Below are 24902 nucleotides of genomic sequence, written 5' to 3' on the forward strand. Positions count from 1 at the left end.
AGTTAAATTAACAAGGTACGTTTAAATTAAGACTGAACGATGGAGAAATCGAGGTAGATATCATCAGCCTCGTCTTCTCCTACCGTTACGGTTAATCCCTCAGTGCAGGGCACACCTACTTCGCACCAAGCAATTAAAGCATTAACAGCAATGTCACTGCCTTGGGCGAGAACTTCAACACTACCATCGCGGCAATTGGTTACATATCCTGTCACACCAAGGGCTCTGGCCTTAGTCAAGGTCGCATGACGGCAACCAACACCTTGCACTTTTCCCGTCAAATTAATTAATACTCGCTTCATCTCACGCTCCTTTTTCACGGAACCTTGTTATAGAAATAAGCATAGCCGCAATTATCCAACGGCTAAGTGTTAACCTATGGATTTGTAGAACAAAAAACAAACAATATTTAAATTTAGGCAAAAAAAACAGCTAACAAGACTGCTGCTAGCTGTGTCGGGCGACATACGCAAAGGGATATCCAATAAATGGACAAATAAAACAGCAACTCTGTATCATTTTGTTACAAAATAGCCAGGGTCGCTACTTTACACAATAAATAATTATTTTCAAGAGTTTGAAAAGTAAAACTATCCATCCCGAATGAATATAATGCTTTTAGCTGAAAATCAGCTCGTACATCCATCTGCATTGTTCATGTTTAAAAACACCCCCTGTGATAACCGAAGAAGTATAAAGACGTGTTGACGTTTAACGCTAAGATTGTGTTTGTTCTGGCAAGTTTGTAAACGCGAAACGAGGGGTTGAGAAGTCCCCCTCTAATGACAAGCGGCGCGTATGCCTGACGATAAAGCAAGGCAAGCAAACTAGATGCAAAAAGCAAAAAACCGGCCAATTAGCCGGCTTTTGCTTGATGGTGTGGTTAGGTGATGAAGTGCTACTCGCTGATCATCAGACCATTTTGATAGCGATACTCGGATGAGGGTTCACCATTAAAGTAGTACACCGACCTGCCGTGCAGTTGATTATCAAGATACTCATCACTTTGCAGCAGGCTGCCATCTTCGTTAAAACTATAGCCTTTGCCTTGCAATTGACCTTGATCATCATACTGGGCCTGCCCTAATAAATGGCCATTGACGGAAAAGGCTTGCCAGTGACCCACTTCGTGTCCAGCTTTATAGTTGCCATGCCAGAGCTTAACCATGCTGTAGCTGCTTTCATCTTGCAGCAGCCATTGGCCTTCGCGCTGACCGTTAACATACTGACCTTGGGCTTGCAGTTGTTTATCAAAGCCACGCAGTAAATACGCGCCATGTAACTTAGCGTTTTTATAAAACTCTCGGCGCATTATCGTGCCATCGGCTGCGATTTCTGTTTGTTCACCACTCAGCTCACCTTGTTGGTTAAACTGCTCATTGCGCGTCGTATCCGCGTTTTTTGTGACCCACTTGCCGGACTTTAACCCTAAGTGATATTGGCCACTGACAAAACCGCCGTCCTCGGCCTTGTCTTCTCGATATGCACCGTGCATTTGACCTTTGCGGTAGTTTATCCGCCTGATATAACCATTCCAGCCTGCACCGATATACAAGCCATCGTATCGTCCCTTGAGTTGTTCATCACGTTCAATCAGCTCATCTGCTGCATCAAAACGCTGACGTAAGCTCCAGTCTTTTGTAGTATCTTGCTGATATTGATAAGTTAACTTTCCCGCAGAATCGAAGCGCTGTTCAGTGCTAGTCTGACCTTTAGCGAGGTATTGCGTGTCGGTTTGGGTCGCAACGTTACCGGCATTATCATAGGTAATATGTTGAATTTCACGACCATCCTTATCATACTTTTGCAGCTCTGCTAACCGCCCTTGTTCATCAAAACGCTGCTGGTTTCCCACCTGTTTATCATGCTCATAGTGTTTAATCTCTTGCAGCACATCGGCAGCTCGGTAAATCAACACTTCGCCGTGTATTTTCCCCTTAAGATAAAACTCTTTAGTGTATAACCAGCCTTCTTTTGTCCAATACAGTCTCTCGCCTTCTCTTTTCCCCGCCACCATATTAACGGTTTGCTCCGGCTGACCATTGTTATGAAAGCTTTCATATAGCCCTTCCATACCGTTAGCGCCGTAGGTTACGCGTGTTTGCAACTGGCCATTGTTAAAATAACTTTGCGATAATCCTAATTCAGCCCCATTCACACGATGCTGAAGCTCCCTTAATTGACCATTAGTATGGTAACTTTTCTGATCTCCATGCAACTGGCCATGCTGGTAGTGGTACTCTCCCGAGAGCACTCCGTCTTCCCAATAATGCAGATGCGTGCCTTGATAACGCCCTTGTGCATCGCTACTGCCCTTGCGAGACAGTTGACCATCGGGATAGAAAAACTCGAAATCACCAACGATAAAACTCTCGGCTAAATTGGGACTGTTGACGCTGCCCTTAAAAACGGGTTTATCCGTCTCCAGATAAAAGAGTTGTAGCGGCCACTCACCATTTTGCTCTGTCGGCGCTTGCTCCTGATAATAAATGGCTTCACCAGGCACATCGCTAAGCCGCCATAGTTCGTCGAGTAAAATTCGCTCAGCCGACAGATTAAACGACATAAGTAGCGCAGATAATAGTAATAAGACTCTCATATTCTGCTCCTTAAGGTAACGCAGGGAATGTATTAACCCACTGTTTATTGACCGGTTCTCCGCTTATCGTCAGCTGCTCTATCTGTGCTGCGCGCCCCGCCAGTACAAACCAGCGTTCCTCACGTAATACTTGCTGCAACGGACGCTGATAAAAATCACTGCTGTCACCTTGAATAGCAGGAGCTAGCTGTAAATTTTGCGCATTTAAAAAACGATAGCGCCGCATAAAGTCGGCCACGGTTTGATGGGTATCAACATTCGGCAACTGAGTGATATCAATCAACCAGCTTTGCTCGGGTTGATACGCTAGCGCTTGCCATTTTGGCGTACCGGTACAGGCCAAAGTGCTGCTGACATTGATGTCGTAAAAATTGCGGCGGATCCCATCGGCGCTAGTCAGTTGGTACAGCACAAACTTATCCAGCCCTCCACCAAAACCCGTGTTGTTAGTGTTAGTGCTTGTGTTTGTCCATTGCAGTGTGTGCCCGTTGACCTTAGGTGCATCGACAACACTGAGCGTGCACACAGCTGCCTGCTCGGAAGTTAACAGCAAACTGACGCCGTATTTGGCCACGACTTGCGGCTCAAGTAAGGCGGGGTCTTCAGGTGCAGTAACTTGCGGCTGATTAACATAGGACGCATACATATCATCACTATAAAGCAGTTGTTGCTGCACCGGCGGATAGGCGACATTTTGCGCGTAATCTTGAGTCGGAATAAAACGAATGTTCTTAGTCAGTTCACCACTGTCAACCACAGTATTCACATAGAGTGTCAGCGTCGGCGGCGCTGCGGGAAAGGTAAACTGTGTGATCGATTCAAATTGTGCCGCTGAGGCCAACGCCAGCATATTTTGCTCTGCCGGGGTTAACCAATCCGGCCCAGTGGGCGGCGGTGAAAGATATTTCACCATAGCGCCTTCGGCACCGTCAAAGCGCCGGTATAACCAAGATTTGTCAGTGCTGCCTCGCGATTTCAGCAAATAACTGAATGGTTTATCTGGGATTGGCGAGAGTTCCAGCTGTATATCTTCATACTGCAAGGCCACAGTTTTGCTGGGATCGGGGGTCAGGTTAAGTTTGACTAATTTCGCGCCGCGATAATGGGCAGTCGCGCGAAACTCAGCAACCTGAGCTAAGAGGTCATTCGGCGCATTCCAACCGATAAGCAAATTCTGCTGCTCAGACTGATGGAAACCATCCTGTTCTGAATAACTGTAACTGCCTACCTTGCTCAATTGCAGCGGCAGTACTGTGCCATCCGCACTGTGTGCTGTGATATCGGTTAAGCTAAACCCGCCTTCGGGTTTAAAACCTGAAAAGTCATACTGATAAGTCAGCTTTAATAAATCATCTTGCTGGTAAAAGTAGCCCGCATCATAGGCAAATACAGCATCTTGGGTTAAGGTCTTATTGACATTATCCAACACAACGTCAGGTTGTTTTTGATACTCAAATACTGGGAAATCATAAAAACCTAAATACTGTGTCAGATCGCCCAATTGGCGCTCCTGCGGCAACATAATAACGTTGCTGCGCACAGTACCCTTATAGCCGTAGCGCTCAAACGGCGCTTCTGCCACTAAGGCTAACTGCGCTAACCACCCCCGCTCACGTTCTAACATCAGCTGACCGTATATTTTGGCTTGCTCGCCGCCACTTTCAACTTTGGCTAACACATGAGTATCAGTGACTTGCAAGACGGTAAGTTTTGCATTCGCGTGGCCTTGATAGGCAGGAAGCGCGACAACCGCCCCCGCTTTGGCGGGTATGGTGCTAAGAAAGGCCGATGAGCTAAAGAGCTTTTTCAGTTCCTGCTCAAGCTCTGCGCCGCGTTCAGCCAACAGCGCCTGCCATACAGGTTTGTTCAATGCACTGAATTCTTTAACGCTGCCATCGTCTAGATTTAAAGAAAATTCAAACCCCTGCGAGAAAATAGCGTGCATTTCTGGATTACGATCGGCCCGCTGGCCACTACTGACACCGCCCCCTTGGCCATCGCGCATGTTCATATAATCGACATGCACTTGAAACCGACTGTTTTTGCCTGTTTCGAGGACCTTATAACGCAGCAATTGATGTGACGTGGCGTTAACCGTTTCGGTACGACTACCATTGTCTACCGTGATGTTAGTGGTGCTATACAGCTGATAAGAGCGCTCTTCCCCTTTTTCAGGTGTAAACTCAACATCAGCATCCCCAAAAGAACAGGCCGATAATAAACAGCATGCAACTACGCTAACCAAGTACTTCATGGTTATTCCTTGTATCTCAAATAGTAAGCGCCGCATTATGCCCTTTCATGCCCAGTAAATAAAATGCTTTGGCTATTTATGCCTGTCCAGCGCAACACCAGAGTGCGCGACTAAGCATCCTTTTTAGATAGTCACAGGTACTGCAATACCAATCTTAGGCAAGTTTTTAATGACGAATTCCGGCATCAAGAACAGATGCAAACAGCTAGCTGTGCGGCATTAATTGTCATTAATGCCCAGTGACTCTTCGATTTTTATTTAATAAGAAGTATCCCTCTGGACTCGACGGTAACATCTGCAGCACACGGAAGTGTAAATACCGCGTTCACATGGTCAATGATGTTCCCGACATCATAGTGACATTTCCCATATCCCTATGGGTCAGATGTGAAAGAGCAGCCATATCGCCAACGGTCACTGTTGTAACAAGGTCAAGCTTAACTAAGTCATTAATACACAAATCAGCCCTAAACAGCTTTTGCCCCAAAGTGAGTTAACACGGGGCGTTTGACCACAAACTTGCTACCTCATTTCCCAACAAATTCTCATCTATTTTCTGCTTTCAGCAATTCACCATAAGTGGCCGAAACTGGAGCGCTAGACAGTCGTATTAAAAAATGCGTAGCTCTGAGTGTTTTTAAGTCAATTTTTGTGCGCGCCATCTCAATCATTAACATCTAAAACTATTTAAAATTAATTAGTTATATAAAGCGAAACTTAGATAATAGGTTTGTAAAACGCGCATGCGCGTTTTTCCGGATGGTGTATTTGAGAGAAAGCTGATAAGTTCCTTATATTACAAGTAATTAACTATTCGCGTTTTTACTGGTCTAATGAGGTAAACGCGCATGCCCCTCATAAAATGTTAGGCATCAATTTTATCGAACACTTTTTATCCTAAGGAATAATGTCATGGGAAGAATGTCAGATTTAATGATAGTGCTTGAAAATGAAAAGGCAGATCAATGGATAAGAGACCGTCTTGAGGATAAAGATGCAGATGAAGAATCCGAAGAGTATAGAGATTTAGCTGACGAATACTTTAATCTTCAAGAGCATTTAAGGGACCAATTTGAATTCGAAGAAGATCTAAAATGGTTACAAAAAAATGATTCTTCAACTCTTTACAGACTTTTTCTCGAAGAGATAAGAGAGCTTGAAAAACTTATAGTTAATAACCCACTAAAAACAAAACCATATATTATGTATAGAATGACTTATGCACATTCGGTTAGTTTGCTTGAGGCATTTCTCGGTGAAACTGTAAAATCTCTAGTAAATAATAATGATCGTTTTTTTGTGAATTCATTTAAAATCGAAGAATTAAAAAATGCAAAATATACGCTTGAGTTTTTAGCAGTAACAGAATCAAACCCCAAAGCGCTTGCTATAAAGGAACTATCTAAAATACTCTATCACAGCATGCCAAAAGTAAAAGTAATATTTGAGACCATACTTGGAAACAAAATTGATCTGAATATCTCTGAAGTAGATAAAATAACTAAAATTCGCCATGATATAGTCCATAGAAACGGAAAAACCAAAGAGGGTAATCCAATTTATTTGGACCAACAAGCTATTTTTAATATGTTTGTAGATATTAAAAAATTTGCAAATGAGCTTCAGGAAATCGTCAACAAAAATGCCTAACAAGTTGCTGCACGTGGACTTGATACAGTTGTCGCGCTTTTTGCTAAAACAAAATGCGGCAAAAACAGCACCAACTTACTCGTCGGTGAGCAAGGTGTTACCCATAGAAGTTTTAATTCGAGACTCTCTAATTCGAGCTAAAGTCTAACTCGAAAATGTCCAAAAATTAGCTAGTGAATCAGACTTTCCTAGTCTGGTTCATAGGGTAACATCCAGTAATAGATATCAACTAATTACTCTTCAAACGGTATAAAAAACGCTACCGCAAAAAAGCAAATTCCTATAGCATCATTTATACCAATTGACACGGATATGGCAGCGGCCAAGTCCGACAAGCGATTTATGCCCTGCAAACAGCGCAGCGCATAAATACTAAGACGTTAGCTTTTTGTAGGGATAACAATGTCAACAACAGCATCATTAAAGTGTAAGTATTGTGAAAAATATAATGAAGTCGATGCGTGTTTTTTTGATGACTTTATGACCAGCAATGAAATTAATCTTTCATTTCATTGCGGAATATGTGGTAAAGATAACATTTATAGCAATCTCACACAGTCAGAACTGGAAGAAATAATTAATCCTTCAAGTGAATTAGTAAGACAGGCGGAATTCTTAGGTATCTCTGCTGCAAAACTTAGTGCATATGTTTATCCTCCGGATGTAATGAAGGAGGCAGATTTAGATAGAAGAAAAATTCGTGGTTTGTCTATAAAAGAGTACCTAAAATCATGTCGTCAGAGCTACCCAAAAAAGGAAGGGCAGAATTGGTGGCTCGTTTATCAATTAAAGACATTAGATGCTGTTGTGCTCTTTCGTAGAGATTTTAAGTCATATAGGCTTCTAGATGGGAAAGGTATATATCTTGAATTTAGAAACATTATAGAATTAGGAGATTACGTACGTGAAAGAATCTAAAAGCACTGCGGGGGCTCGCTGTCTAGGAGCTGTTCACCGTGGTTCTAGACTGTTGCTATGATATTACCAAGTCATCTGCATTGTAGTGATCAATAATCTGTGGGTATTGACCTGCACACCAAGAACCTTGCCCAATATGTGTCCCGCATCAATATGCGCCTACAAAGTTGAGGGATGGATATACAAAAAAATTATGCCGAGGATGTTTAATAACCTCCTCGGCATTTATTATTTAAGAGATAGTGGTTTAAAATCAAGAAGGGAACTATCAAACTCCACAGACAACAATTTATCTTTGAAAGCTTCTGATATTATTATATTAAATGCACCACCCCACTCATACAAACGAAAGGCGTCTAAGTTTTCAGGTATTTTGTCCTTATAGACAACGGGTTCAATAAAAAATCGCCCACGCTTTGACTCCCAAACTTCTGGAATGTAGCCCAGAGGCCAGCGTTCAATTTTAGAACATTCCCAATCAACGCAGTCAGTATAATTAAATACATGCATCAACACATACTTTAAATTGTTATGCCTATTTATAAATGGTATTAACTGGACACCACTAACATTAATATCGTCCTCAAAAAAGACATCCTCATTAAACGCCAATAACCTGGTTCCAACCGAGACAACCGGAGGTGATTTACCTTCTTTTAAGGCATTGAAATATAAAACACCTTTGAATCCAGATTGAATCGCAGATAGTTTCACATCACTTAATTCATTTCCTTCGCCATCTATAAAAAATGAACTAGGATTCATATAATTCATCCATTTTTTACTTTCCGAATTTATACCTAATTTATAGTAATTCATTACTTGTTAACCTTCGTCAATATGTTAGTGCCAGCAGTAGTATCATTAAACTAGGATCCTATCTCTAAGCGCGGCGCCGCCTTCATTAAAGAAGGGAGATATTTATTAGACTCCTTTGTACAGCCGAATGTGTTTCCCAGCGCTGTTATCAATGTCGCTTTATCCATAACTGGCAACACGATCCCTGAATCACTCGAGTTTATAAAAAATAAGGTGATAACACTAGATTCTGAAGAGAACAATTTTTCAGTGTTATTAGAAATGTCCCCCGCATTTTTCTGGCATTTCTTATGGATATTTCTGGCCATTTCATGGCCAGTTAGCATCGTCTTACTTACGGGTTCTATCCTATTTGTACTCGATTCAAGAGTTACTCGCCATTCCCTCACCGATGACATTGTAGTGGAATAGAGAAAGAAGAGTTTTTCTTAGCTTATCAGCCAGTGATGTGCCGAGAAAGGTAAAGCTACGGGAGTCGAGGCATTAGTACGTTGGCAGCACCCGCAAATGGGCTAGTGCGGCCTGATTTGTTGATTCCCATTGCCGAAGAGGACAAATTAATTGTTCCATTAACTAACTATATTTTTGAGCGGGCATTAAAAGATTTTGCCGATATGAAGGTTGACTCGGGCTTTAGGATTGCGTTTAACGTGGCGCCAGCGTATTGAAAGCTTATGCCAGTTGCGGATTTTAGTGGCTATCGATGACTTTGGTACTGGGCAAACAACCTTATCTTTGTTACAAACCATGCCATTGTATTACTTGAAAATCGATAAGACGTTACTCCAAGAATAGCTAATCCGAATTTGGCTAAAAAGAGCCAATTATCTAACAAAGTTTTGTCCAAAAGTGTGTTGCGTATGTCTTTTAAATCTACAGGTTACGTGAATGCACAAAAGGTGCGCCATGGTGATTGGCGAGACGACCGTCCGCCCCCATGGACGGGGCCGGTCGAGCATCCAAGGATGGACTGGCTGCGTGTCGGTGAGTCAATGCCATGGCAAGCCTGTGCAAGTAGATACCAGCCAACGCTAATCCCCTAAAAAAAAACCAAAAGTCGCAGCCACTCGAGACTACTTTCCTACACATTTAAGTCCAAAACCAATACAGTCGATTTTATAATCTAGAGCCCTCAATATGCCCTACTGAAATATATACCCATAGTCACACTCATATTCAGAGTCGCAATGTGCGCGGCATGAAGTATTAAAAGCTAAAACCATAAGGCAGAATAATCGATAAGATAAAACCACTCCCCCTCTTAAATAGAAAAAGAGGAGTGGGACTTTTATCCAATCGATATCAATCAAGCCAACTTAAAGGCTTTTATTTTGGGCAGATGGGCAGCGAGTTGGGGGAATTTGTGGGGTTGAACGTCATCCCAATCAATCGAATAATAGGCGCTTAATTCACTGGCGAGTTGCTGATTATCGAACATCTCATCATTCACAGAAAATATGCACATGGCCTTGTGAGTATTCTTTTCACGAAATTGCGACACGCACTTATTGGCAATATCGGCATATTCTTCTGGGCGATCAATCTTGCCCTGCATATTATTTTCTGGGTGCAAATTAGGATTAATCAGCACTGATTTAAGACCATTCAAAAATCCAATCCGTTCGGCCCAATAAGCGCCGAGTCCCACGCCAACCATTAGCGGCGCGGGATCGTCGCTATGCTGCATTTGCTTGGCGACTTCCTTAAGCAAGTGTTGCATGTCGTGCTTAGGGTGCAAGGTGCTGTAACTGATCAAACGCACATCAGGGTCAATAAATTGCAACTGACGCATTTTTTCGTGATTACCTGGGCTAGTAGCATCAAATCCATGAAGATAGAAAATCATATCAAGGCCTTTTAATCATTTTTGATTACAGTGAATTAACTAACCCTAGCAAAAGAGTGATCTCACACCTTGCGCTACATCAAACTTTCGCCTGTTGAGCCAAACAAATTTGCTCGGCAAGCTGCTTGGCATTTTCCCAACGGGCCGTATTATCGAGCGCCGCTGCCGTTTGCGCGGCATTGGGTTTAAGTAAACTCGCAGGATACTGTGGCGCGCTCGCAGGCCAAGTAAAGCCATCGAGTAGCGACATTACGCCCGCATTATCATTACACACTAAAATCATGTCGCAACCTGCGGCTAAGGCGGCGCTGGCCCTTGCACGGTAATCGCCCGCAAACCCTGCGCCTTGCATGCCGAGATCGTCAGAGAAAATCACCCCGTTAAAGCCAAGTTCTTTACGCAGCACTTGTTTTAACCAGTATTCGGAGAAGCCCGCAGAGTTAGGGTCGACTTTAGGGTAAACCACGTGCGCGGGCATCACGCCTAATAATTTCTCTTTTGCGATCAATTCTTTAAACGGCAGGATATCCTTTGCAAAAATGGCCTCGGCATCACGATCATCAATGGGTTTCTCGTAGTGCGAATCCGCCACGACACTGCCGTGCCCGGGGAAATGTTTACCCACGGCGCCCATGCCAGCTGCGGCCATGCCAGCAATAAAGCTTTCGGCCAGTGTAATCACCTCGGCAGGCTCTGGGCTAAAGCTGCGTTTACCGATGACTTGACTCACGCCGTTTAAGTCCAATACGGGCGCGAAACTTAAGTCGATATCGCAGGCCAGTAGTTCAATCGCCATCAAGAAACCGAGCTCACAGGCCCAACGCTTGGCCAATACCATATCGCCCTTTGCTGCGGGTAAAATGTCGCCCATGGCGGGAATAATGGTAAAGCCATCACGGAAACGTTGTACTCGGCCCCCCTCATGATCGACGGCGATTAATATTTCTGGGCGTATTTGGCGTATCTGTTGTACCAGACGGATCAACTGATCACGGCTCGAAAAATTGCGGGAAAATAGGATTAAACCACCCACCTGTGGATGGCGTAGCATCTCAGATTCAGCCTCACTGACGTCCAACGACAGTAAATCCAACATTAAATAGCTCATACTTCTCCCTAAAAATATTCATTAATACTCAAAAAATAACCACTCAAGCCATAAGTAGTCCACGCTCACAAAAAAGCTAAAAAAAGCGAGCCACCTACCCTTGTAGCGCTATCGAAGCCTGTATTCTTGCCCATAAAATGGCCTGTAAAAAAGTCCCAATTAAGTTCAGCTTATCCGAACTATTACGAATAAAAAAAACTAATGTGAATTGTCACACTAATCTATGGGATACTGGCGTTAGAGTATCACACAAGCAGATTTCGCATGAAAGAATGCCGCCACTGACCAGAGTACACGCGCAAGATTAGCGTGCTTCAATCTACAGAGCGAGCAATCCCATGCACTCAGACTAAAATAATAAACAAGACACAACAGGACTTCTATCATGATTAGCGTATTTGACATGTTCAAGATCGGCATAGGTCCATCGAGTTCACATACCGTCGGCCCAATGAAAGCGGGCAAAATCTTTATGCAAAACCTGACTGACTCAGGACTCGTGACCCAGATTGATGAATTAAGAGCCGAACTCTTTGGCTCCCTCGGCCAAACAGGCAAAGGCCACGGCACGGGCAAAGCAGTGATTTTAGGCTTAATGGGCGAAGATCCCGAAACCGTGGACACTGACAGTATCGACGGTATTTTAGAACACGTCTCCAAGGACGAAACCTTAACGCTGCACTGTGGCAAAGTGGTTAAGTTTACCCGTGAGCAAGGCATTACCTATCACAGACGCAAAACGCTACCTGCGCATGCTAACGCCATGACCTTGTACGCTTACTGTAAAGGAGAATGCATTTTTGATCGCACTTACTACTCAGTGGGTGGCGGCTTTATTTTAGATGAAGATGAAATTAGCCAACGTAATGCATCGCCAGCCTCACAAATTGAATCGGCTCCTTTTGATTTTGTGAGTGCGGCTCATTTACTGGAATTATGCGGCGAGCAAGGTCTCAGCATTTCTTCTTTGATGATGGCGAACGAACTGAGTTTAGCCTCTGAAGAGGAAGTCAAAGCCAAGCTGTGGAATATTTGGCAGACGATGAAAACCTGTATCGAACGCGGTTATCAGAAGGAAGGCATTTTACCTGGCGGCCTAAAACTGCGTCGTCGTGCTCCTGCACTGTACCGTCGTTTGAAAGCCGAAGGCCGTAACAATGTCGATCCATTAACCGCTATGGATTGGGTCGATTTATTCGCCCTGTCGGTCAACGAGCAAAATGCGGCCGGTGATCGCGTCGTGACTGCGCCAACAAACGGTGCTGCGGGAATTATTCCTGCCGTTTTATGCTATTACGATACCTTCGTACAAGAAGTGGATATCGATGTCTGCGCCCGTTATCTATTAACTGCCGCTGCTATTGGTATTTTGTACAAGAAAAATGCCTCAATTTCGGGTGCCGAAGTCGGTTGCCAAGGTGAAGTGGGCGTGGCCTGTTCTATGGCAGCTGGCGCACTGACTGAGATCATGGGCGGTACGGTTGAGCACGTTGAAAACGCGGCTGAAATCGGCATGGAACATAACTTAGGTCTAACCTGCGATCCTGTGGGCGGCCTAGTGCAAGTGCCTTGTATCGAACGTAATGCCATGGGCGCGATCAAAGCGATCAACGCTTCTCGTATGGCCCTACGCGGTGACGGTAACCATAAGGTTTCACTGGATAAAGTGATCAAAACCATGATGGATACCGGCAGAGATATGCGCAGTAAATACAAAGAAACCGCCAAAGGTGGCCTAGCAGTCAACATTGTTGAGTGCTAAGTGCTGAGTGTTAGTTCACTCCCACTAATCGCTTAAATCGCACCATAAAAAATGCCGCAACTCACAAAGTTGCGGCATTTTTGTTTTAGCGCATCGGCGTGACTGCTGAATCGGCTATTTAAGGCTTAAAGTACAAGCTATGGAACTTAAGGTGCTCTTCAATAAAGCTCGCGATAAAGTAGTAGCTGTGATCGTACCCCGCTTGCATCCGCACATCCAAGGGATAACCCTTGGTATGGGCGATATCCACCAGCGATTGTGGCATCAATTGGGTATCTAAAAAGCTGTCAGCTTCACCTTGGTCAATCAGTATTGGCACTTCGCTAATCGCGAGCTTAAGCAACTCGCAGGCATCATACTGGCGCCAATGTTCACGATTTTCACCTAAATACTCACTAAAGGCTTTAATGCCCCAAGGTGCATTACTCGGATTCGAAATCGGGCTAAAAGCCGAAATTGAGCTATATCTGTGCGGATTACTCAGACCAATCACCAAAGCACCGTGACCGCCCATCGAATGGCCGGAGATAGCGCGCTGGGTAGTGACGGGAAAATGCGCTTCAATCAAGTTAGGCAGCTCATGGACTATGTAATCGTACATTTTGTAATGACGATTCCAAGGTGCTTTTGTCGCATTGAGGTAAAAACCCGCGCCTAAGCCTAAATCGTAAGCTTTATCAGCCGCATCGGGCACATCGTCACCGCGAGGACTGGTATCAGGGGCGACAATCGCCATCCCAAGTACCGCTGCCATGCGCTGTGCACCCGCCTTCTGCATAAAGTTTTCATCGGTACAGGTTAGACCTGAAAGCCAATACAGCACAGGCACAGGTTTATTCACCGCCTCAGGCGGCAGATAAATCGCAAAGCGCATCTCGCAGTTTAACGACTGAGATTGATGGCGATACTGCTTATGCCAACCGCCAAAACTCTTGTTACAACTGATATTTTCTATGGTCATACAAGTCCTTTTAAGCTCAATCTTTTAGTGTTTAGTCATAAAGCTTAGAGTACTCAGTTGGCAACACGGCAGACAGATTTGCACCTGTCTGCCCGTTAGTCACATCAAGCTGAAGCATCAACTTAGCGTGCAAAATCGCTTATTTATCAAAATGGATCACGCTACGGATGCTCTTACCTTGGTGCATCAGCTCGAATGCTTCATTGATTTGCTCAAGTCCCATAGTATGGGTGATAAAATCATCGAGCTTAAATTCGCCCGCCATGTAACGCTCAACAATGTGTGGCAGTTCAGAACGCCCTTTCACACCGCCAAAGGCAGAACCGCGCCAAACGCGGCCAGTCACCAATTGGAATGGACGGGTTGAAATCTCTTGACCAGCACCGGCAACACCTATGATCACCGACTCACCCCACCCTTTATGACAACACTCTAAGGCGCTGCGCATCACGTTGACGTTGCCGATACACTCGAATGAGTAATCCACGCCGCCATCGGTCATCTCAACGATCACCTCTTGGATAGGCTTATCGAGTAATTTTGGGTTGATGCAGTCGGTCGCGCCGAGTTTTTTGGCTAACTCAAACTTAGACTCATTAATATCAATCGCGATAATACGGCTGGCTTTGGCCATAGTAGCACCGATAATTGCCGATAAACCGATACCGCCGAGGCCGAAAATCGCCACGGTTGCGCCTTCTTCCACTTTGGCCGTATTCATCACAGCGCCCATACCTGTGGTTACGCCGCAACCTAACAGACAAATTTCTTCTAATGGCGCGCTCTTATTGACTTTAGCCAATGAGATTTCAGGTAACACGGTATATTCAGAGAAGGTCGAGCAGCCCATGTAATGGAAAATAGGCTTGCCATCGAGATAAAAACGCGTGGTGCCATCGGGCATTAAGCCTTTACCTTGAGTCGCGCGAATTTTTTGGCACAGGTTAGTTTTGCCCGATAGGCAGAACTTACACTCGCCGCACTCTGGGGTATAAAGTGGGATCACATGATCGCCTACTTGTACACTGGTCACACCCTCGCCCACTTGCTCAACGATACCGCCGCCTTCGTGGCCTAAAATCGCTGGGAATACGCCTTCTGGATCGTCACCGCTCAGGGTAAAGGCATCCGTGTGACACACGCCCGTAGCCACAATGCGCACTAAGACTTCGCCCGCTTTAGGTAACATCACATCCACTTCTTCAATCTTAAGTGGTTGTCCTGGTCCCCAAGCCACTGCGGCCTTTGATTTAATAAACTGCGGTTTTTCGTTCGACATTGTTACGTCCCTTGAATAGGTAATAGGAGTAAGTCATTGGTGTATCATAAATTCAATTCAGGCCAAGCAAACTCTTGCGCCCATTGCACTGATGCTACTGAATAGGAGGATTGTATTTGTTTCTCAGCGAGAGACAATCTAGTATTCAAGCAATTCATTTTTACTGAGTAACAACAATGTATCTCTGGGATGGCATTTCTGAATTTGTCGCAGTGGCCGAGGCCGAAAGTTTTACCCTAGCAGCGCAGCGGCTGAATATCTCCACCGCCCATGTTAGCCGCCAAGTGAGCACCTTAGAAAACCGCCTCGGCACAAAACTCTTTTACCGCACCACCCGCAAAGTGTCGTTAACCGAAGAAGGCACGATTTACTATCGTCATTGCCGCCAATTACAAACTGGGTTAGAAGAAGCCGAGCGTGCCATCTCAAACCTAAAGGACTCACCCCAAGGCTTAGTCAAGCTCACGGCGCCCGTCGCCTATGGCGAAAAATTTATCATGCCGTTACTCAATGATTTTATGGTGCAATATCCCAGTGTTGAGTTTAGCGTCGACTTGACCAATCGCACCTTGGACTTGATTGAAGGCGGTTATGATCTGGCGATTCGCCTCGGAAAACTTGCCGATTCAAGCCTGATGGCCAAACCGCTCAGCAGCCGTACCCACTATGTCGCCGCCTCACCAAGCTATGTGGAAAAATACGGCCAGCCCCATACCTTATCTGAGCTTAACCAGCACAATTGTTTGATCGGTAATCATAATTACTGGCGCTTTGTCGAAAATGGCCGCGAGCGCAATATTAAAGTCCGCGGTAATCTCAATTGTAACAGCGGCTACGCATTAAGGGATGCGGCACTAAAAGGCATAGGGATAGTTCAACTGCCTGATTATTATATTGAAGAAGATATTCAAGCCGGACGGTTGCTCTCCTTCCTTGACAGTCACCGCGAAGCCAAAGAAGGCATTTGGGCACTCTATCCGCAAAACCGCCACCTGTCGGCCAAGATCCGCGTATTGGTTGATTATCTTGCCGAAAAACTCGCCGAGCAGGATTAAATACTGTTTGAGCAAATTGATTGGTAGCAGACAACACGGCGCAAACTAGCGCCAGTTTTCCCGCAAAGTGTAATACAACATGCCTAATGCAAGCGCTTGATTGCCGAACCATTCATTTAACGGAATGCGGATATGGCGCATGGCCGCAAACAAATCAAATTCACGCAATTGCCCATCCATCGCATTAGCCATGATCTCGGCCATAATGTGCGATGTCGCCACTCCGTGCCCAGAATATCCTTGGCAATAGAATACATTAGGCGACACTTTGCCGAGCTGCGGGATACGGTTAATCACAATTCCTGCCATTCCGGCCCAGGCAAATTCGATATTAATGCCCTTTAATTGTGGAAACGTACGCTCAATCGCGGGCCGTAATTCCGCCGCCACATTTTTAGGATCGCGGCCGCTGTAGTTAGTGCCGCCGCCGAACATCAGCCGTTTATCCGCGGTCAGGCGATAGTAATCCAGTACAAAGCGGCAATCGTACACGGCTAAATCCTGCGGATTGATTTGCGAAGCGATCTCATCGGGCAAAATTGCCGTGGCGCAATTGCCCAAAGAGGCAGGGAACAACATACCGCGCAGCTTCGGACGGGCGAGTTTATGGTAAGCATTACCCGCGATCAGCACACTGTTGGCGCGCACTTTTCCCTTGGCGGTGACAACTGTCGCCACATCGCCTTCTTCAATATCGAGTACGGGAGAGTTTTCAAAGATTAATGCCCCAAGACCTGCTGCCGCGCGGGTTTCACCAAGGCATAGATTAACAGAGTGTAAATGCATATTGCGCCGATTGACTAAGCCACCGTGATACAAGGGCGAGCCTAAATAGGCGGGCATTTCATCGGCGGATACCAGCGTCATAAATTCACCCATGCCGCGGCGCTGCGCCTCATCATGCATAGCCCTAAGCTCTTGCATGTGCTTTGGCTGGTAGGCGGTTTGGATATGACCAAACTTTAAATCACAGTCTATGCCGTACTTGGCCACCCGGTTTTTAATAATGTCATGACCGCGCCAACGTAAATTCCACACATAATCTTCAGCTTCATTGCCAATTTGGCGGCGCAGCTGTTTTGTCATCGCAACATCGCCGGACAAACTGCCCGTCACCTGCCCACCGTTGCGTCCGGTCGCGCCCCACCCAATTTTATTGGCCTCAATAAGCGCCACTTTGTAGCCCTTCTCAGATAATTCCAACGCCGTTGCCACGCCGGTAAAACCGCCACCCACAATCGCCACATCGACTCGAATGTCGCCTTCAAGCGCAGGATAATCTGACTCTTGGTCAATGGTGGCATTGTAGTAGGAGGCGCAACGCTCTGCTGGCATGGTCATTCCTTGATGTTGAAAGTTAACTGTTGAAAGTTGATGGCTGAAAGTGAGTGTTAAGTCTTAGTTCTGGGCACTCAGTTCTTCTGGACACTCAGTTTTGGAGACTAGTTTTAACACGGCATCATACCGACGTTGTTTTATATTTTTTACAAGCGTTCAGAATTTGTGAGTATATCTGAGTTGAGATCGAGATCAACAGTGAATTGCGATAACTATTTTTGCAGGACAGGACAAAGGGAGTTGAGCTGGCTGCAGGCTCCTTCTTGAAGAACCTGAAATGGAGGTGCTTGAGATGGAAGCTTCTGAAATGGCGGTACCTAAAATTAAGGCACTAAAATTAAGGTACCTAAGATAGAGACTCCGAATGTTAAGGCGCGGCTCATTTTATCTTTTAAGCCTTATACTTTTTGCTGGTTTAAGATAGGCTTGTGCGGCGTCATCCTCTTTTAATCTCAGCAACCTAGAGTCCATTATGCCACTAATGCCAATTACCCAGCCACTTACCCAATTGCCGTTTTCCCAAGCGTGTGAAAACAACAAAGCGCCGATTTTAGCGGTATTAACACAAGCATTCTCACTCAACCAACATGTACTCGAAATCGGCAGTGGCACAGCGCAACATGCTGTGTATTTTGCAGCAAATCTTCCCCATTTAATCTGGCAAACCAGCGATCAAGCTGAGTATATTGAGGTCATTACCGCAAGGTGTATACATGAAGGTAAGCTACCCAATGCAGCGGCAAACCTACGCTTACCACTTACCCTTGATGTTACCGCGCCATGGCCGGTGAAGGGACTAACACCTGATATTGATGGCGTATTTACTGCAAACACTTTGCATATTATGAGCAAAAATATGGTTGAAGCGTTTTTTACTGGCCTTGGTCTGTATCTCCCCCAACTCAAGACCCTGTGCATTTACGGCCCCTTTAACTACCAAGGCGAATTTAGCAGTGACAGCAATCGCCAGTTTGATACCTTTTTAAAACAGCGCGATCCCGCCAGCGGCATTCGTGATATTGAATGGATTTGCAGTTTAGCCAGCGAGCAAGGCTTAACACTGAAGCAAGATGTGGCTATGCCCGCCAATAATCGACTACTGCATTTTGTTAAAGACTCGTTTTTTGTTAAAAGCTAGCTTTGGTTGAGTGGTTTAGTCCGTTTTGGCCTCGGCGGTTCTGTGTCCATAGCTCAGTACTCGGGTAGCTTTCCACTGTTCGTTCTGTTTGCGCCACACAATGACAAAGTCGGCTAGACCTTCACAATTGCCGGTTTCAAAGCTGCAAAAACGATGAACGCCTTGCTCTATCGCGCCAAACTCTTTCACCGGAAACACTTTCAGCGTGCCCGCAACTAACTCGCGGCGGTAATGGCCACAGGCATATTTTTCAGTATTAGCGATCATGTCCTTGCGGTTCCAAGTGACGCCGCCCGTGTCGTGGTAAAACTCTACATCTTCAGTGAAAAACGCCGCGTGTTTCTTGAGTTCAGCAGGGGCTGAACACTTATTGAAACTGTCGAACACAGCAAAATCCACCGCTGCAATTTGGGTAAATAAAGTGTCTGTAAGTGCAGCTACGGGCTGCGCAATGTCAGCTTGTGGAGCCCCTGCCGTTTTAACTGATGCTGCTTTAGCTAATGCGGGCGCATCTGTGGCAACAGCAGGTTCGGTAGTGGCGAGTGACAAAGTTAAAACAGCGACTGTGGCTAGGCTATAAAATGCTGGATTCATATTCTCTCCGTAAATATTGGCAATACATTTTGTATGGTGACGATTCACGTCACAAACATGAATGCACCACGAAACACAAAGTCACATCGCCAGCAAAGCTTATGCCAGTTAAAATATCCATATTAATCATATCGATATGGCTTAATATTACGTTATGCTGTTTTGTGCTGTGATAGTTTCTGATTATTCTCACTATTTTTTAGTGATTTATCCGACGACAGTCAGACTCAGATCGTCATACTCAGTGCCTTATGCTCAATACACTCAATCAGGATGACCATGCCAGCGAGCAACACGTCGAATATACGGGCTATCACACTGTTATTAAACACTAAAAATTTACACTGCCTTTACACAAAAGAGAGACATCCAAGCTTGAAGCTATAATTAAGAATAATTATCATTCGCCAAAATTACCGAAGGAAGAATGATATGCCCCGCTTTATCCGTCGCACTCGCCAAACCTCGCATCTATCTCATGCAACACAGACACCTATGTTGAGCCAGCTATCGCGCGCTATTGGTTTATGTTTGTTATTACCTGCAGCATGGGCTAGTGCTGCAAACACGCAAGATACCACTCCAGAAATGGAACGCATGGTGATCACAGCAACACAAACTAAACACTCGGAGCTTTCGGCGCCAGCTTCAGTGTCCGTGATAAACCGCAGTGAACTTGAAGCGCTAGTCATAGACGATCTTGCTAGCGCAGTCCGTTATTTACAGGGTGTGAACATCAGCGAAGGCACGCCCTATGGTCGCAATGAAATCAGCCTGCGAGGTTTAGATTCAGATTACACTTTAATCTTGATTAATGGCCGCCGCATTAACTCCCGCGAAGCATTAACTTCTGGTTATGGCAACGATTTTGACTTGTCCTCTATTCCAATGTCTGCCATTGAACGTATCGAAGTTGTGCGTGGGCCTATGTCATCCCTATACGGCTCAGAAGCTTTGGGCGGTGTGGTTAACGTCATACTGCGTCAACCAACTGAGGACTGGCAAACCAGCGTTGGCGTGCAATACGATGCACCTACCAGTGGCAAGGGTGGCGATAGCACTAAGTACAATTTCTACAGCAGTGGCGCGCTGATCAAAGATAAATTACTGGCAAACTTAATCGTCGACAGCAATAAACGCGATGCATGGCGCTCGGACTTAAAACCCACTATTGATGCGTTAGAAGACAGAGATGAAATCAGCGCCCTCGCCAATTTACAATGGCTGATTGATAACCAGCAAGATCTGCAATTTGACTTAAGTTACGCCAACGATGAACGCGAGTCTGATTGGAATAACTACGGCACGATTCTCACCAATAACCAACAAGCGGAGCGGATAAGTTCAGGTCTGACCCATAATGGCCACTGGATCTGGGGCGACACTCGCCTGCGCTATTACTATGAAAATGTTGAGGTGACTGACGACTCAGCGTTAATCGCCGAGATAGGTAATATCACCCAAACCAACCACAATCTCGACGGTCAAACCACTGTCCTGCTTGGCGATCACATGTTAACCAGCGGTGCAGAATACCGTTGGACCCAGCTCGAAAATAGCCGCAATATTTTAGGTGATGGCACCTTAGACGACAGCCAATCGGCATTGTATCTACAAGATGAATTTAGCTTAGGCGAACTCAATATCACCTTAGGCGGGCGCGTCGATCACCACGATGTGTACGGCACCGAATTTAGCCCACGCTTGTATTTGGTGTATAACTTAAGCTCTGAATGGGTCATTAAAGGTGGTGGCGGCAAAGCCTTTAAAGCGCCAAATATGGCGCAATCCCAAGCCGATTATATTATCCCCGCTTGTCGTGGCGCCTGTACCGTTGCGGGAAATCCTGATCTACAACCCGAAACCTCAGTGAACTACGAGTTATCGACCCAATATCAAACCACGGATTTTGGTGGCTCGATCACCTACTTCCATAACGATGTAGAAAATAAAATTATCACCGAAACTTGGAATAGAGTCCCTGGTACAGTATTAACTTACCAAAACGTGAACGAAGCTAAGATCACTGGTTGGGAATTACAAGCTTGGTACAATTTAACTCAAGATCTCAGCCTAAACGGTAATTACAGTAAAACCGATGCCGAAGATAAGCAAAATGGCGCGCCTTTTACCTTAACACCGGACGACAGCTATAACCTAAAACTGCAATGGCAGGCACTCGATGGTTTATCCACCTTTATCGCCTACCATTATACTGGCGAGCAGTATTTGCGAGCCAATGTCAAATCAGAGGGTTATGGCTCGCTCGATATAGGTGCGAATTATCAAATTAATCCTATGTTTAGACTGAAGCTTGGCGTGACTAACCTAACGGATTCTGAACGTGACCAAGTTGCCACCGACCTTGATTATATTCAAAAGAGTCGCAGTATTTATGCAGGGGTAACAGCAAGTTTCTAAGCTTCACAAGCCAGAAATTAATGTGTAATTGTAGCTCTGCTACTCAACATTAAACATCATAGGCGAAGCTCGTTTTGGCTTCGCCTATTGTTTAAGAGCAAAATGAATATCACACATCCGACTAGAAAAAGTAAAATCAATATATTTTCTAAAATAGAGAATTTTTAAATAAACATTAAAAATATAAATTGCATAATCCAGATTTAAATCATTAGTCTTTTACATTCTGCAATATAACCTTGATCATACTTTAAAGCTAAAAAATAACTCACCCGTTAACCTTTGATAACGATCAAGGTTTTGTCATATTAAAAAACTATTATACACACGCAAGACTGCTAAAGCTTGAGGTGTAAAATTCTCGACTATTAAACTTACGCACCAAGCAAAAGCGATATTATCTTTCCGTTTATATCACTAATAAAACAGCGAGAAAAATACAGTTCCAACTTCAAGTTACATATTTCATAGCTAGATATGTGATTTACTCGCTTCAGAATGATGATTTAACCAACAATAAAAAAGGAAAATAACATGCTTAAAAAGATGATGCTAATGTGCGCACTGTGCTTTTCAACGAATTTAATGGCGGTATCACTTGCCGACAGTCATTCTGAAAGATCTGACTGTGAATCCTGCCATAAAGATAAAAAACCTTCAGCGGATTATGTTTTTGAAAATCAGCAATGTGTATCATGCCATGGAGAAATGAAAACTCTCGCAGGTGAAGCTCATACTAAACATGATGGCGTTTTAACATGCACCAATTGCCATATCGCTCATCAAGAAAAAGCACCAGCAGATGCTTGCAAAGAATGCCATTAATTCACAAAAAATCTAAAACCAAAGGCCGAAGAATTATTTATTTTGAATGGAACCATTAGGCAGGATGCCACTTGACCCAACCTCCAAGGGTGTTTGCCACCTATTGCTCACAGGTGGCAATTTTTACCTCCGTTTTTATATCCTTACAATATGTGTAACGGCTCAATACTTAGCTCAGAATTCCATATCCGGCAAATAGGACAAGTTTACGTATGCTAGGTAAGCCATAGACGACTCTCAGGGGATTGTTCTCAAAAACGCCAATGCCTTTTCTAGGTCACGGGTGCGCGCCATCGGTGGAAGCGAGTTTAAAAAAGCTTGGCCATAGTAGCGATTCACAATGCGATTATCGCAAAGGATCAGCACACCGCGATCTTTTTCATCGCGAATGAGACGGCCAACACCTTGTTTCAGCGCAATAATCGCCTGCGGTAACGACACTTCAGTAAAAGGATCGAGTCCCTGACGACTCACATTGTCGGCTCGGGCGCGATACAGGGGCTCATCGGGCGACACAAAAGGTAATTTGTCGATAATCACGCAGCTTAACAATTTACCGCGCACATCCACCCCTTCCCAAAAACTACTGGTGCCGAGCAATACCGCATTGCCAAGTTGGCGAAACTTAGTCAGCAGACTCTGTTTACCCGCTTGGCCTTGTACCAGCAGCGGATACTGAGTGCGAGTTCGCAGTGCCAGCGCCGCTTGTTCGAGCATTTTATGGCTGGTAAATAAAATAAAAGTCCGTCCCTGCGCCGCATCTATCGCTTGCACGCACACATCCACCAGCTGCTTTAACGCTTGCTGTTGATTGGTCACGCTCCCAAGTTGTCTTGGCACACAAAATACCGCTTGGCGGGGATAATCGAAGGGACTGTCGAGAATACTTTGCTGCGCATCGACGATACCCATTTCTCGGGCAAAATGAACAAGACTGCGGTTAACCTGCAAAGTTGCCGAGGTAAATATCCAGCTGGTTTCGGGCACAAATAACTGTTGGCACTCACGGGCAATATTGATTGGTGAAATTCGCAGCACCACAAAGCGACTACCAAATTCGATGCTGTAGGCCGCCAGATTATTATCGCAGTTAAAAAACACACTGAGCTTGTTATTCAACTCAGCCAACTTAATGGCGATATCATCTAACAATTCACTGCGGCCAATATGTGCCATTAATAAATTCTGCAGCGCGGTTAATTCCGCTAATAAATCCCATGACGCCGCCGCGAGCGCTTTATTGCCCAGCACTAAACGCCAATCGGATTCGCCGCAGGAATATAACTGATTATGCCAATCACTTAATTTAGCGAGGCAACGCTGGCAAAATTGGGCGAGTTGCCCAGTATCACTGAGTTCAGTCTGATAAATAGCGAGTAGCTTTTGAATGAAATCATCGATAGTACGACTCGAACATTGCTGGCCAAAATAGTTAACGCAAATATCGGGTAATAAATGCGCTTCATCGAAAATCACCACATCAGGATCGGGTAATAACTCGGCAAAGCCCGTGTCTTTCAGTACGCTATCGGCGAAAAATAAATGGTGGTTAACCACAATAATTTTGGCATCCATGGCACGGCTGCGCGCCTTGCGGGTAAAGCAGGCATCGTAAAAATCGCAGCGCTTACCAATACAGCTTTCCTTAGTGCTGACCACAAGCGGCAGCGCCGAAGAATTCTCAGGCACTGAGGTTAAGCCGCCAATATCACCATCTTTACAGGTGCTCGCCCACTGATTAATTTTCAACAAATCATCCAACAAACGCGCATCGATATGTGTCGCCTCACTCATTTGCTTATCGAGTCGCCACTGGCACAGATAATTATTGCGGCCCTTTAGTAGAGCCAGTTTAGGCTCAATCCCCAACATGGCGACCAGCGCGGGTAAGTCTTTAAAAAACAACTGCTCTTGCAAGTTTTTACTGCCCGTACTGACGATGACTTGCTTACCGCTCAATATCGCGGGGATCAAATACGCAAAGGTTTTACCTACCCCCGTACCCGCCTCAATCACCAGATTGCCCTTCGCAGCTATCGCCTCACTCACTTGCTGCGCCATTTGCATTTGGCTTGTTCGCGCACTAAACCCTTGAATATGTTTAGACAATACTCCATCGGGCAAAAATGCGCGTTGCACTTCGGACGCGAGTCGACTCACCGCAGCGGCGCCTTTTAAGGCAGAAGGCTTAGCGACGGTTTCTTTAGAGGAAACATGCTTTGATGTCGGTTGGCGAGAGCGAGTCAAAGGGAGAATCAATCCTTTATCAAGGTGTTAGGGAGCGTTATAAAACAATGTAGTAAGGCCACGCTATAAGCTGCTGCGGGGCTGCTGA

Annotated in this window: 19 protein-coding genes and 1 pseudogene; 9 read left to right on the forward strand and 11 right to left on the reverse strand. The window is 45.1% G+C overall.

What is annotated here, in order from left to right:
• Positions 1-26: 26 nt before the first annotated feature.
• From AAA952_RS16010 to AAA952_RS16020, 3 genes are all read right to left on the reverse strand, one after another.
• A complete protein-coding gene (locus tag AAA952_RS16010; RefSeq protein WP_028759808.1) occupies positions 27-302 on the reverse strand; it encodes an acylphosphatase in 276 nt (91 codons plus the stop codon).
• A 596-nt stretch (positions 303-898) separates the two neighbouring features.
• The gene (locus AAA952_RS16015) at positions 899-2599 is read right to left on the reverse strand and encodes a toxin-antitoxin system YwqK family antitoxin (protein ID WP_338258460.1); all 1701 of its coding nucleotides are present in this window, start codon (positions 2597-2599) and stop codon (positions 899-901) included.
• 10 nt (positions 2600-2609) lie between these two features.
• Entirely contained in the window at positions 2610-4853 is a 2244-nt protein-coding gene (locus tag AAA952_RS16020) for a hypothetical protein (protein WP_338258462.1), read from the reverse strand.
• Between the two features lie 912 nt (positions 4854-5765).
• Here AAA952_RS16020 and AAA952_RS16025 point away from each other — a divergent pair.
• Positions 5766-6503 (forward strand): hypothetical protein, encoded by a 738-nt coding sequence (locus AAA952_RS16025; protein ID WP_338258465.1) that lies wholly within the window; start codon positions 5766-5768, stop codon positions 6501-6503.
• Between the two features lie 402 nt (positions 6504-6905).
• Positions 6906-7421 carry a hypothetical protein gene (locus AAA952_RS16030; RefSeq protein ID WP_263138767.1) on the forward strand — a complete coding sequence of 172 codons (516 nt, stop codon included), beginning with the start codon at positions 6906-6908 and terminating at the stop codon, positions 7419-7421.
• A gap of 228 nt (positions 7422-7649) precedes the next feature.
• Here AAA952_RS16030 and AAA952_RS16035 read toward each other — a convergent pair whose 3' ends face one another.
• The gene (locus AAA952_RS16035) at positions 7650-8240 is read right to left on the reverse strand and encodes a hypothetical protein (RefSeq protein WP_263181315.1); all 591 of its coding nucleotides are present in this window, start codon (positions 8238-8240) and stop codon (positions 7650-7652) included.
• A gap of 27 nt (positions 8241-8267) precedes the next feature.
• Here AAA952_RS16035 and AAA952_RS22390 point away from each other — a divergent pair.
• Both AAA952_RS22390 and AAA952_RS16045 read left to right on the forward strand, forming a co-directional pair.
• Positions 8268-9026, forward strand: a pseudogene (locus AAA952_RS22390) (EAL domain-containing protein); the annotation flags it as partial.
• A 74-nt stretch (positions 9027-9100) separates the two neighbouring features.
• The gene (locus AAA952_RS16045; RefSeq protein ID WP_338258507.1) at positions 9101-9283 is read left to right on the forward strand and encodes a hypothetical protein; all 183 of its coding nucleotides are present in this window, start codon (positions 9101-9103) and stop codon (positions 9281-9283) included.
• Positions 9284-9546: 263 nt separating this feature from the next.
• Here AAA952_RS16045 and ycfP read toward each other — a convergent pair whose 3' ends face one another.
• Entirely contained in the window at positions 9547-10086 is a 540-nt protein-coding gene (gene ycfP / locus AAA952_RS16050) for an alpha/beta hydrolase YcfP (RefSeq protein ID WP_028759796.1), read from the reverse strand.
• 79 nt (positions 10087-10165) lie between these two features.
• Positions 10166-11194, reverse strand: a complete 1029-nt coding sequence (gene nagZ, locus AAA952_RS16055) for a beta-N-acetylhexosaminidase (protein ID WP_113940581.1) — start codon at positions 11192-11194, stop codon at positions 10166-10168.
• Between the two features lie 385 nt (positions 11195-11579).
• Here nagZ and AAA952_RS16060 point away from each other — a divergent pair, with 385 nt between their 5' ends.
• Positions 11580-12956 carry an L-serine ammonia-lyase gene (locus AAA952_RS16060; RefSeq protein ID WP_263256204.1) on the forward strand — a complete coding sequence of 459 codons (1377 nt, stop codon included), beginning with the start codon at positions 11580-11582 and terminating at the stop codon, positions 12954-12956.
• Positions 12957-13074: 118 nt separating this feature from the next.
• Here the strand turns inward: AAA952_RS16060 and fghA are convergent, their stop codons facing one another.
• Together fghA and AAA952_RS16070 are read right to left on the reverse strand one after the other, a co-directional pair.
• Positions 13075-13917 carry an S-formylglutathione hydrolase gene (gene fghA, locus AAA952_RS16065; RefSeq protein ID WP_263169024.1) on the reverse strand — a complete coding sequence of 281 codons (843 nt, stop codon included), beginning with the start codon at positions 13915-13917 and terminating at the stop codon, positions 13075-13077.
• Positions 13918-14056: 139 nt separating this feature from the next.
• Complete coding sequence (locus tag AAA952_RS16070; RefSeq protein WP_014610474.1) at positions 14057-15196, reverse strand: S-(hydroxymethyl)glutathione dehydrogenase/class III alcohol dehydrogenase; 1140 nt, start codon at positions 15194-15196, stop codon at positions 14057-14059.
• Between the two features lie 176 nt (positions 15197-15372).
• On the opposite strand from AAA952_RS16070, the gene AAA952_RS16075 reads away from it, so the two are divergent.
• Positions 15373-16251 carry a LysR family transcriptional regulator gene (locus AAA952_RS16075; RefSeq protein WP_263169021.1) on the forward strand — a complete coding sequence of 293 codons (879 nt, stop codon included), beginning with the start codon at positions 15373-15375 and terminating at the stop codon, positions 16249-16251.
• 45 nt (positions 16252-16296) lie between these two features.
• On the opposite strand, the gene AAA952_RS16080 is transcribed toward AAA952_RS16075, so the two are convergent.
• Entirely contained in the window at positions 16297-17586 is a 1290-nt protein-coding gene (locus AAA952_RS16080; RefSeq protein WP_338258474.1) for an NAD(P)/FAD-dependent oxidoreductase, read from the reverse strand.
• A 475-nt stretch (positions 17587-18061) separates the two neighbouring features.
• Here AAA952_RS16080 and AAA952_RS16085 point away from each other — a divergent pair, with 475 nt between their 5' ends.
• The gene (locus AAA952_RS16085; RefSeq protein ID WP_338258475.1) at positions 18062-18727 is read left to right on the forward strand and encodes a DUF938 domain-containing protein; all 666 of its coding nucleotides are present in this window, start codon (positions 18062-18064) and stop codon (positions 18725-18727) included.
• A gap of 15 nt (positions 18728-18742) precedes the next feature.
• Here the strand turns inward: AAA952_RS16085 and AAA952_RS16090 are convergent, their stop codons facing one another.
• Positions 18743-19321, reverse strand: coding sequence for a nuclear transport factor 2 family protein (locus tag AAA952_RS16090; RefSeq protein ID WP_338258477.1), 579 nt, complete (start codon positions 19319-19321; stop codon positions 18743-18745).
• A 432-nt stretch (positions 19322-19753) separates the two neighbouring features.
• On the opposite strand from AAA952_RS16090, the gene AAA952_RS16095 reads away from it, so the two are divergent.
• Positions 19754-21742 (forward strand): TonB-dependent receptor domain-containing protein, encoded by a 1989-nt coding sequence (locus AAA952_RS16095; RefSeq protein WP_338258479.1) that lies wholly within the window; start codon positions 19754-19756, stop codon positions 21740-21742.
• Between the two features lie 534 nt (positions 21743-22276).
• Positions 22277-22567 (forward strand): cytochrome c3 family protein, encoded by a 291-nt coding sequence (locus AAA952_RS16100; protein WP_028759787.1) that lies wholly within the window; start codon positions 22277-22279, stop codon positions 22565-22567.
• Positions 22568-22804: 237 nt separating this feature from the next.
• Here the strand turns inward: AAA952_RS16100 and AAA952_RS16105 are convergent, their stop codons facing one another.
• Positions 22805-24814, reverse strand: a complete 2010-nt coding sequence (locus AAA952_RS16105) for an ATP-dependent DNA helicase (protein WP_338258482.1) — start codon at positions 24812-24814, stop codon at positions 22805-22807.
• Positions 24815-24902 lie beyond the last annotated feature (88 nt).

Origin of the sequence: Shewanella sp. M-Br, assembly GCF_036245925.1 — a bacterium.
GTDB lineage: Bacteria > Pseudomonadota > Gammaproteobacteria > Enterobacterales > Shewanellaceae > Shewanella > Shewanella oncorhynchi.

Excerpts from the sequence above, each read along its gene's own strand:
- AAA952_RS16070 (WP_014610474.1), bottom strand. The coding sequence starts at position 15,196 with ATGTCGAACGAAAAACCGCAGTTTATTAAATCAAAGGCCGCAGTGGCT.
- AAA952_RS16035 (WP_263181315.1), bottom strand. The coding sequence starts at position 8,240 with ATGAATTACTATAAATTAGGTATAAATTCGGAAAGTAAAAAATGGATG.
- AAA952_RS16010 (WP_028759808.1), bottom strand. The coding sequence starts at position 302 with ATGAAGCGAGTATTAATTAATTTGACGGGAAAAGTGCAAGGTGTTGGT.
- AAA952_RS16080 (WP_338258474.1), bottom strand. The coding sequence starts at position 17,586 with ATGCCAGCAGAGCGTTGCGCCTCCTACTACAATGCCACCATTGACCAA.
- AAA952_RS16100 (WP_028759787.1), top strand. The coding sequence starts at position 22,277 with ATGCTTAAAAAGATGATGCTAATGTGCGCACTGTGCTTTTCAACGAAT.
- AAA952_RS16025 (WP_338258465.1), top strand. The coding sequence starts at position 5,766 with ATGGGAAGAATGTCAGATTTAATGATAGTGCTTGAAAATGAAAAGGCA.
- AAA952_RS16015 (WP_338258460.1), bottom strand. The coding sequence starts at position 2,599 with ATGAGAGTCTTATTACTATTATCTGCGCTACTTATGTCGTTTAATCTG.
- AAA952_RS16090 (WP_338258477.1), bottom strand. The coding sequence starts at position 19,321 with ATGAATCCAGCATTTTATAGCCTAGCCACAGTCGCTGTTTTAACTTTG.
- fghA (WP_263169024.1), bottom strand. The coding sequence starts at position 13,917 with ATGACCATAGAAAATATCAGTTGTAACAAGAGTTTTGGCGGTTGGCAT.
- ycfP (WP_028759796.1), bottom strand. The coding sequence starts at position 10,086 with ATGATTTTCTATCTTCATGGATTTGATGCTACTAGCCCAGGTAATCAC.
- AAA952_RS16060 (WP_263256204.1), top strand. The coding sequence starts at position 11,580 with ATGATTAGCGTATTTGACATGTTCAAGATCGGCATAGGTCCATCGAGT.
- AAA952_RS16095 (WP_338258479.1), top strand. The coding sequence starts at position 19,754 with ATGCCCCGCTTTATCCGTCGCACTCGCCAAACCTCGCATCTATCTCAT.
- AAA952_RS16075 (WP_263169021.1), top strand. The coding sequence starts at position 15,373 with ATGTATCTCTGGGATGGCATTTCTGAATTTGTCGCAGTGGCCGAGGCC.
- AAA952_RS16020 (WP_338258462.1), bottom strand. The coding sequence starts at position 4,853 with ATGAAGTACTTGGTTAGCGTAGTTGCATGCTGTTTATTATCGGCCTGT.
- AAA952_RS16030 (WP_263138767.1), top strand. The coding sequence starts at position 6,906 with ATGTCAACAACAGCATCATTAAAGTGTAAGTATTGTGAAAAATATAAT.
- nagZ (WP_113940581.1), bottom strand. The coding sequence starts at position 11,194 with ATGAGCTATTTAATGTTGGATTTACTGTCGTTGGACGTCAGTGAGGCT.
- AAA952_RS16045 (WP_338258507.1), top strand. The coding sequence starts at position 9,101 with ATGTCTTTTAAATCTACAGGTTACGTGAATGCACAAAAGGTGCGCCAT.
- AAA952_RS16085 (WP_338258475.1), top strand. The coding sequence starts at position 18,062 with ATGCCACTAATGCCAATTACCCAGCCACTTACCCAATTGCCGTTTTCC.